Annotated in this window: 10 protein-coding genes; 5 read left to right on the plus strand and 5 right to left on the minus strand. The window is 69.4% G+C overall.

What is annotated here, in order from left to right:
* Positions 1-4: 4 nt before the first annotated feature.
* Genes ACWIDZ_RS05130 through ACWIDZ_RS05150 form a run of 5 tightly spaced genes read right to left on the minus strand, consistent with a single transcriptional unit; the run spans position 5 to position 5,752 of the window.
* Positions 5-2,305 (minus strand): chemotaxis protein CheA, encoded by a 2,301-nt coding sequence (locus ACWIDZ_RS05130; RefSeq protein ID WP_453989035.1) that lies wholly within the window; start codon positions 2,303-2,305, stop codon positions 5-7.
* A 19-nt stretch (positions 2,306-2,324) separates the two neighbouring features.
* Entirely contained in the window at positions 2,325-2,690 is a 366-nt protein-coding gene (locus ACWIDZ_RS05135; RefSeq protein WP_003169188.1) for a response regulator, read from the minus strand.
* The gene (locus ACWIDZ_RS05140; protein ID WP_291779526.1) at positions 2,687-2,968 is read right to left on the minus strand and encodes an STAS domain-containing protein; all 282 of its coding nucleotides are present in this window, start codon (positions 2,966-2,968) and stop codon (positions 2,687-2,689) included. Before ACWIDZ_RS05140 ends, ACWIDZ_RS05135 begins: the two co-directional genes overlap by 4 nt.
* Positions 2,968-4,968, minus strand: coding sequence for a methyl-accepting chemotaxis protein (locus ACWIDZ_RS05145; protein ID WP_453989037.1), 2,001 nt, complete (start codon positions 4,966-4,968; stop codon positions 2,968-2,970). The genes ACWIDZ_RS05140 and ACWIDZ_RS05145 overlap by 1 nt, the downstream gene beginning before the upstream one ends.
* A gap of 49 nt (positions 4,969-5,017) precedes the next feature.
* Entirely contained in the window at positions 5,018-5,752 is a 735-nt protein-coding gene (locus ACWIDZ_RS05150) for a TorF family putative porin (protein WP_453989038.1), read from the minus strand.
* Positions 5,753-6,126: 374 nt separating this feature from the next.
* On the opposite strand from ACWIDZ_RS05150, the gene ACWIDZ_RS05155 reads away from it, so the two are divergent.
* The 5 genes from ACWIDZ_RS05155 to ACWIDZ_RS05175 all read left to right on the plus strand — a co-directional run bounded on the left by ACWIDZ_RS05155 (position 6,127) and on the right by ACWIDZ_RS05175 (position 15,263).
* Entirely contained in the window at positions 6,127-7,413 is a 1,287-nt protein-coding gene (locus tag ACWIDZ_RS05155) for a two-component system sensor histidine kinase NtrB (protein ID WP_453989039.1), read from the plus strand.
* Positions 7,410-8,012 carry a response regulator transcription factor gene (locus ACWIDZ_RS05160; RefSeq protein ID WP_453989040.1) on the plus strand — a complete coding sequence of 201 codons (603 nt, stop codon included), beginning with the start codon at positions 7,410-7,412 and terminating at the stop codon, positions 8,010-8,012. Before ACWIDZ_RS05155 ends, ACWIDZ_RS05160 begins: the two co-directional genes overlap by 4 nt.
* A gap of 87 nt (positions 8,013-8,099) precedes the next feature.
* Positions 8,100-9,545, plus strand: a complete 1,446-nt coding sequence (locus ACWIDZ_RS05165) for an NAD-dependent succinate-semialdehyde dehydrogenase (protein WP_453989041.1) — start codon at positions 8,100-8,102, stop codon at positions 9,543-9,545.
* 388 nt (positions 9,546-9,933) lie between these two features.
* On the plus strand, positions 9,934-11,604 hold the full coding sequence (locus tag ACWIDZ_RS05170) for an MFS transporter (RefSeq protein WP_453989042.1): 1,671 nt from the start codon (positions 9,934-9,936) through the stop codon (positions 11,602-11,604).
* A gap of 284 nt (positions 11,605-11,888) precedes the next feature.
* The gene (locus ACWIDZ_RS05175; protein WP_453989043.1) at positions 11,889-15,263 is read left to right on the plus strand and encodes a hybrid sensor histidine kinase/response regulator; all 3,375 of its coding nucleotides are present in this window, start codon (positions 11,889-11,891) and stop codon (positions 15,261-15,263) included.
* The last annotated feature ends 106 nt before the right edge of the window (positions 15,264-15,369 follow it).

Here is a 15,369-nt window from a genome sequence, read left to right on the forward strand (position 1 = left end):
GGTCTCAGCTCGCCATTTGCAGGTCGGAACGCGACGGGGTTCGGGAACGCTTGGCGGTCACTAGGGCGTCGATGTCGAGGATCAGGGCCACGCGGCCGTCGCCCAGGATGGTGGCGGCGGCCACGCCCTCGACGTGGCGGTAGTGGGTTTCCAGGCTCTTGATGACGACCTGGCGCTGGCCGTGGATGGCGTCGACCAGCAGGGCCGCGCGCTGACGGCTTTCGGTCTCGACGATCATCACCACCCCGCCCTTCAGCTCGGACGGGGCGTCGCGGAAGCCCATGACCAGGCCGACGTCCACCAGCGGCACGAAGGCCTCGCGGAAGCGCAGCACGGGATCGACGCCGCCGACGTAATGGATGTCGGCCGCGTTCGGCGTCAGGCTCTCGACGATGGCGGCCAGGGGCGCGACCAGGGTCTGCTCGGCGGCCCCGACCACCATGCCGTCCAGCACCGCCAGCGTCAGCGGCAGGCTGAGGGTGAAGGTCGAGCCCTTGCCGGGAACCGAGCTGATGGAGATGCGCCCGCCCAGCGACTGAATCGAGCGGCGCACCACGTCCATGCCGACGCCGCGGCCCGACAGATCCGACACCTCGGTCGCGGTCGAGAAGCCGGGCAGGAAGATCAGGTTGTCGATCTCGTCGTCCGACAGCACCGCGTCCTCGGCGATCAGGCCGCGCTCGACGGCGATGCCCTTCACGCGCGGGCGGTTGATGCCCTTGCCGTCGTCGGCGATCTCGATGACGATCCGGCCCGAGCGGTGCAGGGCCGCCAGACGCACCGTGCCCTCGGCCGGCTTGCCCGCCGCCAGACGGTCCTCGGGGCTTTCCAGCCCGTGGTCGATGGCGTTGCGCAGCATGTGGGTGATCGGCTCGGCCAGGCGTTCGACCACGGTCTTGTCGACCTCGGTGTCCTCGCCGGAGGTGACCAGCTTGACCTTCTTGCCCGTGGCCTCGGCGGCCTCGCGCACCAGGCGCGGCATCCGCTGGAACACCGACTTCACCGGCTGAGCGCGGATGGCCATGACGCTGTCCTGGATCTCGCGCGTCAGCAGTTCGAGGTCTTCCAGACCCAGGCCGATGTCGGACGAACGAGCCAGGCCGCTTTCGGTCACGCGCTGGGCCAGCATGGCCTGCTGGATGACCAGTTCGCCGACCGCATTGATCAGGCGGTCCACGCGCTCCAGATCGACGCGGATGGTCACCGGCGCCGCAGCGGCGGGGGCCGTCGCCTGCGCGGGAGTCGGCGCGGCCGGCGCGGGCGCAGGCTTGACCGGCGGCGGCGCGACAGGTTCGACCGCAGGCGTCACGGCGACAGGCGCGGGCGCCTCCGTCGGCGCGGCGCCGACCGAGGCCAGCAGGGCGGCGATGTCCAGGTCCGACGATGCCGCGCGGGCCAGGGCCGAGGCGTCGTCGCCGAGGTCAGGGGCGACCTCCTCGGCCGCGACGGGCGCAGCCTCGACCGAAGCCGCATCGCCCAGCGGCGTGATGCTCAGGTCGCAGTCCATCTCCACGAAGTCGAAGACCTCGCGCACCTCGTCCTCACTGGCGTCGCCCTCCAGTTCGATGGTCCAGATCAGGTGGCTGTCGGTCGGCTCCAGCGCGTCCAGCAACGGCACGCCGCTGTCGTCCATCTGCACCCGCATCGGGCCCAGTCGGCCCAGTTCGCGCAGCAGAAGCCCGGTCTCATTGGCGCTGGCGTAGAGGCGCGGATGGGGACGGAAGACGATCTTCCAGCCGCCTGCAGCGGCAAGGGCCGACAGGTCAGGCAAGGGCGCCAAAGCCGCCAGATCCGGCAACGGCGGCAGGTCGGGCAGACCCGCCGGGGCGTCGAACGCCCCCAGGTCCATGGCGACGGGCGTGAAGCCGAAGTCGTCCTCTGCCGGCTCGGCCGTCGCGATCGGCGCGGCCCCGCCATAGGTCAGGGTCTCCAGCTCGGCGACCAGACCGGCCGAACGCGCCGGATCGACGGCGGCGCCCGCGCCGCGCGCGGCGGCGACGTGATCGGCCAGCACGTCCGAGGCGCGCAGCAGCGTCTTCACCGTCAGCTCGTCGCACGGCTTCCGGCCCGAGCGCAGCTCGTCCATCAGCGTCTCGAAGACGTGGGCGAAGCGCACCAGGTCCTCCAGCCCGAAAGCCCCCGCCCCGCCCTTCACCGAATGGACGGCGCGGAACACGGCGTTGATGACCTCGATGTCCGTCGAGCCGGACTCCAGCGTCAGCAGATTGCCTTCCAGATCGGCGAGCAGCTCCTCGCACTCCTGGAAGAAGGTCGCCTTGATCGCCTCGAACGGATCGTCGCTCATCGCCCCGTCTCTCTCTCGCCTAGGCCGCCACGCGGCGCACGGCGTCGACCAGACGCACGGGGTCGAACGGCTTGACGATCCAGCCGGTGGCCCCGGCCTCACGCGCGCGCTGCTTCTTGGCGGCGTCGCTCTCGGTCGTCAGGACCAGCACGGGAACGGCGCTGAACGCCGGGTCCGCCCGCATCCCCTCGATGAAGCCGAAGCCGTCCATGCGCGGCATGTTGATGTCGGTGATGACGATGTCGGGGCTTTCGGCCTGAAGCACCTCCAGGCCGTGTACGCCGTCCTCGGCCTGGACCACGCGATAGCCCGCGTCCTTGAGCGCCAGCATCAGCATGTCGCGCATGGTGCGCGAGTCGTCGACGGTCAGAACGGTCTTGGTCATTGAATTTCGTCCTGTGCGGAAAGATCGGAAGGCGAGGCGCCGAAAGCGCTCCATTGGGTCGTCAGCGCCTCGGACGCATTGATGAAGGTCAAGGCCTGGCCGTCGGCGCGCCAGGTGCGGATCGCCGACAACAGCAGTTGCAGGCACAGCCCGCCCAGGCGCTCGACGGCCGAACCGTCCAGCGTCAGGGCCTGACCGCGCGCCGCCATCAGCTCGCCCTTCAGCGGCTCGGCCGCGCGCAGGTCCAGAACCGGGGCCAGAACGACCACAGCCGTCATCAGAACTCCTCCCAGCCGTCTTCCATGACTTCAGACTTCAGGGCGGCGCCGCCGCGTCCCATCGTCTTCAGGGCGGCGACCGTTTCGGCCACCGGCTGCGGCGTGCGGGCCGGCGCAGCGTCCGCAGCGACCGGCGCCGGCTGGGCCCTGAACGCCGGCTGGGCTTGAGACGCGGGCGCTGAAACACGCGCCGGAGTCGCGACCACGGTCGCGCCCTGGGCTACCTTGAAGCGGGCCACCGAGGCGGCCAGGACGTCGGCTTCCTGGGCCAGCGAATGGCTGGCGGCGGTCGATTCCTCGACCATCGCAGCATTCTGTTGCGTGACCTGGTCCATCTGGTTCACGGCCGTGTTGACCTGTTGCAGGCCGGTCGCCTGCTCCTGGGCCGAGGCCGAGATTTCCGACATCAGCCCATCGATCTCGGCCACCCCGGCGACGATGCGGCCCAGGGCCTCGCCCGTCTGGCCGACCAGGCTGACGCCCTGCTCCACCTGACGCCCCGAGGCGGTGATCAGAGTCTTGATTTCCTTGGCGGCCTCGGCCGAGCGCTGGGCCAGGGCCCGCACTTCGGAGGCGACCACGGCGAAGCCGCGACCGGCGTCGCCCGCCCGCGCCGCCTCGACGCCCGCATTCAGCGCCAGCAGATTGGTCTGGAAGGCGATCTCGTCGATCACGCCGATGATGGCGCCGATCTGGTTGGACGACTGTTCGATGGCGGTCATGGCGGCGACGGCGTCGCTGACCACGGCGCCCGAGGCCTCGGCCTCGTTGCGAGCGGTCTGCACGACGTGCGACGCCTGACGCGCGCCGTCAGCCGTCTTGTTCACCGTGGCGGTGATCTCATCCAGGGCGGCGGCGGTCTCTTCGAGGCTGGCGGCCTGTTGCTCGGTGCGGCGGGACAGATCGTCGGAGGCCTGGCTGATCTCGCCAGAGCCCGACCGGATCGCGGCGACATTGGAAATCACGGCCGCCACCGCCTGCTCCAGCTGCGAGATGGCGGCGTTGAAGTCGGCCTTCAGCTGCTCGGCCTTGGGCGCGACGGTCGCCGTCATACGGTGGGTCAGGTCGCCGTTCGCCATGGCGCCCAGCCCCTGGGCCAGGGCCGTGATGGCGACGCGGTCTTCCTCGGCCGCCTGAGCCTTCTCGGCCTCGACCCGGATGCGCTCGTCCTCGGCCGCCTGGCGCTGGGCGGCGGCCTCGACCTCCAGACGATCCTTGGCGATCGCGGCGTCCTTGAAGGTCTGCACGGCGGCGGCCATCTGGCCGACCTCGTCCTTGCGGCCGGCGGCCGGCACGGCCACCGAGGTGTCGCCCGACGCCAGACGTCGCATGGCCGACGTCATCGCCGTCAACGGCCTAGCCAGGACATTGGTCAGCATCACGGCCATGCCGCCGGCCAGGGCCAGGGCCAGGACCAGGCCGCCGATCAGGATCATCCGCGCCGTCTTGGCCGTGGAAACCTGGACTTCGCCGTAAACGCGGCTTTCCTGCGCCTTCTTGTCCACCAAGGCGTTCAGGGTGGTCTCGACCGGGTCGATGAACTTGTCCGCTTCGCCGTTGCGGCCGACCATGGCGATGGCCTGCATCCAGCCGGCCTGATCCGTGACCAGGGCCTGGCCGCGCTGAACCACCTGCTTGTGCCATTCGTCGGCGGCGGCTCGCGCGGTCCGCACCTGGGGCGCGCTGGTCCTATCGAGCTGGGTCACGCGATCCAGGCTCTTGTTGAAGCTCTGGCGATGCTCTTCCAGTCGCTGGAGATAATAGGCGTCACGCGACACGAGGAAGCCGCGATAGCTCGCCTCCTGGCGCGCCAGATAGAATTGCGCGGTCTCGGCCTCGCGCTGCACAGCGGAGGCGCGAACCCGGTCCAGGCGAGCGCCTTCCAGAGCATTGATCTGGAGGAAGACCATCGCGCCCATGGCGACGATGGCCAGAATGACGACCGCAAAGGCCGCCATCAGTTTCTTTTCGATCTTCAGGTCGCTCAACATGGCGTCCATCTAACTCTTCCCCCGTGAAGATTCTCTTGAGAGCCGAACCGGCTTTCGATCAGAAGTTGAAGCTCAGCGCGCCGACCAGGCGCCCGTCGTAGTTGTCGCCGAGATCGTGGCTGTCCGTGTCGTACCAGCGGACCTCCGCGGCCCACTGCTCGGTCAGGTTGTATTTCACGCCCAGATTCCAGGCGTTGTAGTCGGCCCCGCCGTCCGCCGAGCGCACCCCGAAGGCCGCCGAGGCCCTGGCCCGCGCCCCCAGCGCCGTCGCGGCCTGGGCCTCGATCCACCAGGCTTCCCTGGTCGCGGCGAAACCGTCCGGCGTATAGTTGACCCGCAGGCGTCCCGAGACGCGCCCGAACTTGCGCGACGCGTCAGCCTGATATTCCCAATAGTTGGCGTCGACGCCCGATCGCGTGCCGGGCAGGTCGCGGTTCATCACCGAGAGATCAAAGGCGACCCCCGCCGCCCTGGGCCGCCAGCCCAGGGCCGTGATGATCTCGGCGTCCGATCCCTGGGACAGTTTGGCCGTCGAGGCGAAGACGCTGCCGTAGAAGGCGCCGTAGGACGCCTCCAGATTGGCGTTCAGGCTCGGGTCGCCGGCGCTCTTGCCCAGTCCCTTGCCGACATATTCGCTGGCGACGCCGACTTGGGCGTCGAGGGATTGAGCCTGTGCAGGCGCCGACAGGACGATCGGCAGCACCGCCGACAGGGCGATGAGAAGCCCGCCGGACAGCGGGGGATGAAACGCGCGGCCGCCATTCTGGCGCCGGGCGAGGAATTCGAAGGGCATTCAGACCTCTTTGAGACTGAGGCCTTTCTGAGCGGGACAACGGTAGCAATCGTAAACTCGACCGTACGTAGAAACCCGCAATTGCGCGCCTTTCTCATGCACAGCTTTTGCCGCACACAACCTTCAGCATAACTATTAACGATTAAGTAACCACGAACTCAGATTGCGTATATATCGACGTTATCGCAGAAATATTCATTTCTGACATCCTCGAACAACTACAGTCGGCAATTGCGCGTCGAGCGAGACCTATCTAATAAGTCATCCTCGCCCGCCTCATGAAGATGACGACACAGAAGGGCCCGGCTCCTGAATTATTGGAGACGAGGACTAGCTCGATTTACTCAGTATTGGACCGCCGCCTGCCTGACGCCATGCCCGCCCGGCGCCCTTTGGCGACGGCGATCGCCTTGTCGTGCGCCCTGGCCGCCGCCGCAGCCCTGGCGGGGGCGCTGGCCGCGCCGTCGTTGGCGCGCGGCCTCGTCCCCCTCGCCCTGCTCCTGTCGCTGGCGGCTTCGGCGGCCCTGGTCCTGGTCTGGCGTCAGGCCTCCAGCCTCAGCGGCGCCCTGGCGGCGCGCGACGCCCTGCTGAACGTGGCCTTCCTGTCGACGGCGGCCCTGATGCTGACGCGTGACGGCAGGATCTCGCGCCTCAACGAGGCCGCCTGCGCCATGTTCAGAGTCAGAAAGGATGACGCCCTCGGGCGCCCTTTCGCCGATCTGGCGCCGGGGTTCGACATGGCCCTTCTGGCCGCTTCCGGATCATCGAACGGCCTGCTGGAGAACGACTCCGGCTCCTGGACCGGTCGACGATCGGACGGATCGGCCTTTCCGGTCGGCGTCCAGTTCGCCCTGACGCCCGGCGGTTCGGACCAGGACTATGTCGCCCTGAGTCTGGCCGACCTGACGCTGCGCCACGCCGCCGAAGCCCAGGCCCGCGAATTGCACGCCCAGTTGAACACCGTCTGGCGTCTGAACTCCCTCGGCGAGATGGCCGCCACCCTGGCCCATGAGCTGAACCAGCCGCTGAGCGCAGCCGGCGGCTATCTGCACGCCAGCCGGGCGGACATGGAGAAGGCCGGCTCCCTGGGCGACAGCGCCTGCCGCACCCTGGACCTGGCCCAGGCCCAGCTCCTGCGCGCGGGTCAGATCATCCGCCGCATCCGCGCCTTCCTGACCCAGGAGACCGGCGCCCTGGCGCAGGAACGCGCCTCGGTCATGGTCGAGAACATGAAGCAGATCCTGACCCGCATCGGTCAGGACAGGGGCGTCGCCATCCACATCGACATGGCCGGGGTCTCCGATCGCGTGCAAGCCGACCGCATCCAGTTCCAGCAGGCCGTGGTCAATCTGGTCCGCAACGGCGTCGAGGCGGCGGCGGGTCGCGACGACGCCGAGGTGCGTATCCTGGGCCGCGCCGAGGTCGACGGCTACCGCATCAGCATCGAGGACAACGGCCCCGGCGTCGCCGACGATCAGCGCGAGCGCCTGTTCCAGCCCATGACCAGCACCAAGCCCGGCGGCATGGGACTGGGCCTGTCCGTCACCCGCACCATCGTCGAACGGCACGGCGGCGCCCTGGATCTTCACCGCAGCTCGGCCCTGGGCGGGGCAGCCTTCTTCTTCACCCTGCCCTTGGATCAGGAGGCCGAGGCCGCATGAGCGATCACTCCGTCTTCATCATCGACGACGATCCGGCCGTCCGGGACGCCCTCCTGCGGGTGTTGCGAGGTCGCGGGGTGCGCGCGCGCGGCTTCGCCAGCGGAACCGAATTCTTCGCCGCCCTGCCTGAAGACGCTTCGGCCTGCGTCATCACCGACGTGCGGTTGCCGGGGATGGGCGGCGCGGAGATCGTGCGCCGCCTGGCCGACCTGCGCGAGACCTGGCCCGTGATCGTCATCACCGGCCACGCCGACGTCTCCATGGCGGTTGAGATGATGAAGGCCGGCATCGTCGACTTCATCGAAAAGCCGTTCGACCCCGCCCGACTGGTCGAGGTGGTGAAGGGCTGCCTGGCCCAGCTCGGCGATCTGGACGCCCGACAGCAGGCCCGCCAGCAGACCCGCCAACGCCTGGCCCGTCTGACCCCGCGCGAGCGCCAGGTGTTCGACGCCCTGGTGGCCGGCGCCTCCAACAAGGAGATGGCCCTGAACCTGAAGATCAGCCCGCGCACGGTCGAGGTCTTCCGCGCCAAGGTCATGACCAAGATGGAGGCCGACAGCCTGTCGGCCCTGGTGCGCATGGGCCTGATGCTGACCTAAAGGTTTCCGCCGCCTTGCAGCCGCGCCCGCTCCGGCGCGTTATGTCGGCTTCCCCCTGTTCCGGTCTTGCGCCCAAGGAGCCGCCCCATGTCCGATCCCGCCCGCCTGCTACGCCGTCAGGCCTATGTCGACGGCCGCTGGATCGACGCCGACGGCGGCGGAACCATCGAGGTGACCAATCCGGCCACGGGCGAGGTGCTGGCCACGGTCCCCGACATGGGCGCCGTTGAAACCCGCCGCGCCGTCGCCGCCGCCGAGGCCGCGATGAAGCCCTGGGCCGCGAAGACGGCGGGCGAGCGCGCCCGTATCCTTCGCCGCTGGTTCGACCTGATGATGAGCGAACAGGACGCGCTGGGCCGCCTGCTGACCCGCGAGCAGGGCAAGAGCCTGACCGAGGCCAAGGGCGAAATCGCCTATGCCGCCTCCTTCATCGAATGGTTCGCCGAGGAGGGCAAACGCACCTATGGCGAGGTCATCCCCAGTCATGACGCCTCCAAACGGCTGGTGACGCTGCGGCAACCGGTCGGGGTGGTGGGGGCCATCACGCCGTGGAACTTCCCCGCCGCCATGATCACCCGCAAGGTCGGCCCGGCGCTGGCCGCCGGTTGCGCCGTGGTGCTGAAACCCGCCAGCCAGACGCCGTTGTCGGCGCTGGCGTTGGCCGTGCTAGCGGAAGAGGCGGGCCTGCCGCCCGGCCTGTTCAACGTCGTCACCGGCTCGGCCTCGGCCATCGGCGGCGAACTGACGTCCAATGAGGCGGTGCGCAAGATCAGCTTCACCGGCTCGACCGAGATCGGCCGCCTGCTGATGGAGCAGTCGTCGCAGACCATCAAGAAGATGAGCCTGGAGCTGGGCGGCAACGCCCCCTTCATCGTCTTCGACGACGCCGATGTGGACGCGGCTGTGGCGGGCGCCGTCGCCTCCAAATACCGCAATGCGGGCCAGACCTGTGTCTGCACCAACCGCTTCTATGTCCAGGCCGCCGTCCATGACGAATTCGTCGCCAAGCTGACCGAGGCCACCGAGGCGCTGAAGGTCGGAAACGGCCTGGACGACGGCGTCCAGATCGGACCCCTGATCGACGAGAAGGCGGTCAAGAAGGTCGAGGAACACGTCGCCGACGCCCTCGCCAAGGGCGCGACCCTGCTGACCGGCGGCGAACGTCACGCCCTGGGCATGACCTTCTTCCAGCCGACCGTCCTGTCGGGCGTGACCCAGGACATGCAGATGTGCCGCGAGGAGACCTTCGGCCCCGTCTCCGGCGTCGTCCGCTTCGAGACGGAGGAGGAAGGGACCGCCCTGGCCAACGACACCATCTTCGGCCTGGCCGGCTATTTCTACGCCCGCGACCTGAGCCGCGTCTGGCGCGTGGCCGAGGCGCTGGAGACCGGCATGATCGGCATCAACACCGGCCTGATCTCCACCGAAGTCGCCCCCTTCGGCGGGATCAAGCAGTCCGGCCTCGGCCGCGAAGGCTCCAGCCACGGCATCGAGGAGTATCTGGAGATCAAATACCTCTGCATGGGGATATAGCTCCCTCTCCCGATGGGAGAGGGCTTGAGCCTCCAAGAGCGAAGCGATTGGCTAAGGCGAAAGGGTGAGGGTTCGCGGTCAAGGGCCTTGGCGCGCCGTTTGAACCACTCAGCCTCGGCTAATCAAAGGACGAGTCGGCGTTGCGCGACGGCTCACGCCGACTGACGCCTTAGCCCCTCACCCTTTCGCTTAGCGGATCGCCTTCGGCTCTCCGAAGCTCAAGCCCTCTCCCGCCGGGAGAGGGTTCCCGAGCCTTCCCATTCGACCAAGGTCGCTCTCCGCAAATCCTCGTTCCTGCTGTCACTCTCCCTTCCGACGCTCGGCGCAAAGCACGCCGGGCGCGAGGGAAACGCGCCGCGCATTGCGGCCGCACAGGAAGGGACTGCCCATGACCGACCGCACCATGGGTGCGGCGGACGACGGCGAGCACACGGTCGACAAGAACGACCGGCTGGTGATTCTCGCCTCCTCCGTCGGCACCGTCATCGAATGGTACGACTTCTATCTTTACGGCTCTCTGGCCGCGATCATCTCCGCCCAGTTCTTCTCGGGCGTGAACGAGACCACCGGCTTCATCTTCGCCCTGATGGCCTTCGCCGCAGGCTTCGCCGTACGCCCGTTCGGGGCCATCGTCTTCGGCCGCATGGGCGACCTGTGGGGACGCAAGAACACCTTCCTGGTGACCATGCTGCTGATGGGCATCTCGACCTTCGTGGTCGGCCTGCTGCCGCCCTACGCCGCCATCGGCATCGCCGCCCCGATCATCCTGGTGCTGATGCGCCTGATCCAGGGCCTGGCGCTGGGCGGAGAATACGGCGGCGCCGCCACCTACGTCGCCGAGCACGCCCCCGACGGCAAGCGCGGCTTCTACACCTCCTTCATCCAGATCACCGCCACCGTGGGCCTGCTGCTCAGCCTGGCGGTGATCCTGGGCGTCCGCTTCAGCATCGGCGAAGAGGCCTTCGTCGCATGGGGCTGGCGCATCCCCTTCCTCGTCTCGATCCTGCTGCTGGGCGTGTCCCTGTGGATCCGCCTGAAGCTGTCGGAAAGCCCGGCGTTCAAGCGCATGAAGGCCGAGGGCAAGGGTTCGACCACCCCGCTGAAGGACAGCTTCATGAAGTGGCCGAACCTGAAGCTGGTGCTGATCGCCCTGTTCGGCCTGGCGGCCGGTCAGGCCGTGGTCTGGTACACGGGTCAGTTCTACGCCCTGTTCTTCCTGGAGAAGACGCTGAGGGTCGATCCGACCCTGGCCAACATCATGATCGCCGCCGCCCTGGCGCTGGCGACGCCCTTCTTCATCATCTTCGGCTGGCTGTCGGACAAGATCGGCCGCAAGCCCATCATCATGGCGGGCTGCCTGCTGGCCGCCGTGACCTACTTCCCGCTGTTCGGTGCCCTGACGGAGGCGGCCAACCCGCGCCTGGCCGCTGCGGCGGCATCGTCCCCGGTGACCGTCATCGCCGACCCGGCCGACTGCCACTTCCAGTTCGACCCCGTCGGCAAGACCGTCTTCAACAGCTCGTGCGACGTCGCCAAGACCCATCTGGCCAAGGCGGGCGTCACCTACGTCAATGAGGCCGCTCCCGCCGGAACCGTGGCCCAGGTGCGCATCGGCGACCAAGTGGTCGACAGCTTCAACGGCAAGATCATGCCCAAGGCCGAGTTCGACGCGCAGAAGAAGACCTGGGACGCCGGTCTGACCGCCGCCCTGACCGAGGCCGGCTATCCGGCCAACGCCGACAGCGAACTGGTCAACAAGCCCCTGGTGATCGGCATCCTGTTCCTGCTGGTGCTGTATGTGACCATGGTCTACGGCCCGATCGCCGCCGCCCTGGTCGAGATGTTCCCGACCAAGGTGCGCTACACCTCCATGTCGCTGCCCTATCACATCGGCAACGGCTGGTTCGGCGGCTTCCTGCCGACCACGGCCTTCGCCATGGTCGCCGCCACGGGCAATATCTACTACGGCCTGTGGTACCCCATCGCCATCGCCGTGCTGACCCTGATCGTCGGCGTCCTCTTCGTGAAGGAAGGCAAGGACGTGAACATCCACGACTAAGGCTCCTGATGCTCTCCCTCCCCTTTATGGGGAGGGTGGCTGAGCCCGACAGGGCGAAGCCGGGTGGGGGCGGCCAGGCTATCCACGCGCCGAGGCCAGGTTCGCGTCGAGACCAGGATCGTCACGCCCTCCCCACCCGGTCTCCGCTTCGCTTCGACCACCCTCCCCATGAAGGGGAGGGAGAAGGTCGCGAACTTTTCGCCAACCTGCGGGCGGTCCGGCTTCGGCCTGGCCGCCCTCTTTTTCACTTGCCCGCGCGATCGCGCCCGGCCCAGATGACGCCCATGTTCAGCCTCGCCACCCTGGCCCTGACGGCCTTCTACATGGCCGCCCTGTTCGGCGTCGCCTGGTGGTACGAGCGGCCGCAGATCAAGGCGCGGCGCGGGATGCTGGGGCCGTCGCTCTATGCGCTGTCGCTGGCCATCTACTGCACCTCGTGGACCTATTACGGCGCCGTGGGCACGGCGGCGCGCGACGGGTGGGAGTATCTGCCCATCTACGCCGGGCCGATCCTGGGGCTGACCCTGCTGCTGCCGCTGTGGCGACGCATCGCCTCGGCCGCCCGCCGCGAGAACGTCGGCTCGATGGCCGACTTCATCTCGTCCCGCTACGGCAAGAGCCCGGCGCTGGGCGCGGCGGTGGCCGGCGTCGCCATCCTGGGCTCGGTCCCCTACATCGCGCTGCAGCTCAAGTCGCTGTCGATGGCGGGCGAGATGATCACGGTCGGCACCCCCGTCGCCGGGTCCGAGAGCCTGACCGTCCTGGTCATGGCGGCGGTGCTGGCCGGGTTCGCCATCCTGTTCGGCGCACGAAGGCCCGACCTGACCGAGCACAACCGCGGCCTGATCCAGGCCATCGGCATCGAGTCCATCGTCAAACTGGCCGCCCTGCTGGCCGTGGCCGTTTTCGCCGTGATCCTGCTGGCCGCCTCGCCGTCGCGGCAGGCCGTGGCCGACAGCCTGGGCCAGTTGGGGACATGGCCGCACATCGACGCCCGCTTCATGGCCATCACCCTGGTGGCGACCCTGGCCATCTTCTGCCTGCCGCGTCAGTTCCACGTCGCCTTCGTCGAGGGCGGCGATCCGGCCCAGGTGCGCCGCGCGCGCTGGATCTTCCCCCTGTATCTGATCCTGACCACCCTGGCCGTCCTGCCGCTGGTGGCGGCGGGCGGGCTGTTCACGCCCCAGACCAATCCCGACCTGCTGGTGCTGGCCCTGCCCCTGGGCGCGCGGCAGAGCCTGCTGACCGCCGTGGTTTTCGTCGGCGGCTTCTCGGCCGCGACCGCCATGGTCATCGTCGAGGCCGTCGCCCTGTCGGCCATGGTGTCCAACAACCTGGTCCTGCCGTTGATGGGCGCCGGCCGACGGCGCGGCGCGGCCCCGCCTGACATGGCGCGCACCCTGCTGAACATCCGACGCCTGGCCATCGTCGGCCTGCTGCTGCTGGCCTGGCTCTACTATCTGGCGATGGACCGGACCAGCGGTCTGGCCGCCATCGGCCTGGTGTCCTTCGCCGCCCTGGCCCAGTTGGCGCCGTCGCTGTTCGGGGCGGTGCTGTGGCGCGGCGGGCGGGCCAGCGGCGCCCTGGCCGGGCTGGCGGCGGGGATGGCGGTCTGGGCCGTCATGCTGGCCGCGCCGCAGCTGGCGCCCGGCTTCGGCCTGAACGTCCCCGCCATGCTGGGGCTGGAAGACCCGTTCGCGGCGGGCGTCTTCCTCAGCCTGGCGCTGAACCTGGGCGTCTTCGTCCTGGTGTCGCGGGCGCGGCCGCCGCGCCTGATCGACCGGGTCCAGGCCCGCGCCTTCGTCGACCGGCTCGGCCCCGACTGGATGGAGGGGCGCGGCGGCTCGGCCGGGGCCTCGGTCGGCGACCTGCGCGCCCTGGTCGCCCGCTTCATCGGCGACGAGCGGGCCGAGCGCGCCTTCACCGCCTGGGCGCGCGAGACAGACATCAGACTGAAGGACGCCGACCCGGCCGACGCGACCCTGGCCCGCGCCGCCGAGCGGATGCTGGCGGGGGCCGTCGGCGCCGCCGCCGCCCGCCGCGTCCTGGCTGCGGCGCTGGCCGCCGGAGGCCGCGCGCCCGAGGACGTGGTGCGGATGCTCGACGAGGCGTCGCAGGCCGTCCAGTTCAACCGCGACCTGCTGCAGACCACGCTCGACAACATCGACCAGGGCGTCAGCGTGGTGGACGAAGACCTGCGCCTGACCGCCTGGAACCGTCGCTATGTCGAGATGTTCGACCTGCCCGCCGGCTTCGTCCACGTCGGCCTGCCCGTCGCCGCCGTCTATCGCCTGAACGCCGAGCGCGGCGAGGCGGGCGTGCCCGATCATGAGATCGACGCCTGGGTCGAGCGGCGGCTGGAGGCCCTGGCCCGCCGCATCCCCCACGACCATGAGCGCGAACAGCCCGACGGCCGCATCCTGCGTTCCTCCGGGGCGCCCATTCCGGGCGGCGGCTACGCCACCAGCTACACCGACATCACCGCCCTGCGCCGCGCCGCGCGCGAGCTGGAAGAGGCCAATGAGCGGCTGGAGGCCCGCGTCGCCGACCGCACCGAACGGCTGGAAGAGGCCCGCCGCACGGCCGAAGACGCCACCGCCTCCAAGACCCGCTTCCTGGCCGCCGCCAGCCATGACCTGCTGCAGCCGCTGCACGCCGCCCGCCTGTTCATCGCCGCCCTGAGGGAGGACGCGGATCTGGCCGGATCGCCTGCGCGCGGCCTGGCGACCAACGCGGACCGCGCCATCGACAGCGCCCACCGTTTGCTGACCGCCCTGCTGAACCTGTCCAAGCTGGAGGCGGGCGGGGTCCAGCCCGCCGTGGCGCCGCTGGCCCTGGGCGGTCTGTTCGACGAACTGGCGCGCGAGTTCGCACCGCTGGCCCGCGCCAAGGGGCTGACGCTGACGGCGGCGCCGTCCAGCCTGTGGATCGCCTCGGACCGCGACCTGCTGCGCTCCATGCTGCAGAACCTGATCGCCAACGCCATCCGCTACACCGACCGGGGCCGTGTGCTGATCGGCGCCCGGCGCGACGGCGAGCGAGTGCAGATCCTGGTCAGCGACACGGGGCGCGGCATCGCAGAGGCCGACCGCCAGGCCGTCTTCGGCGAGTTCGTCCGCCTGCCCGGCGCGCCGGTGGACGAGCCGGGCGCCGGCCTGGGCCTGGCCATCGTCCAGAAGCTGTCAGACCTGCTGGGCCACCCTCTTTCGCTGGCCTCGCACGTCGGGCGCGGCACGACCTTCCGCGTCGCCGTTCCTCGCGCCGCCGCCCGGCCTGAGCCCGAGATCGTGGTTGATGATCGTCGCCTGCCGCTGGCGGGCCTGCGGGTGCTGTGCGTGGACAACGAGCCCGCCATTCTCGACGCCCTGACGGCCCTGCTCGACCGCTGGGGCGCGCAGTCCGTGACCGCCCGTTCAGTCGCCGAAGCCCGCGCAGCCGTCGGCCCGTTCGACGCGGCCCTGGTCGACCTTCACCTGGGCGACGACGAGCCGGACGGACTGGCCGCCGTGGATGAGCTCCGCGCGCAGGGGGTCAGGCGCATCGCCCTGGTCACCGCCGACACCCGCGACGGGTTGAAGGAGAAGGCGGCGGCGGCCGGCGCCGTGCTGCTGCCGAAGCCGGTCAAACCGGCGGCGCTGAAGGCGTTTCTGAGAAGCTGACCCTTCTCCCTCCCCTTCATGGGGAGGGTGGTCGAAGCGAAGCGGAGACCGGGTGGGGAGGGCCGAGTGATCCTGGCCTCGGCATCTGACCACCAAGCCGCCCCCA

This window comes from Brevundimonas sp. NPDC055311, assembly GCF_053645695.1.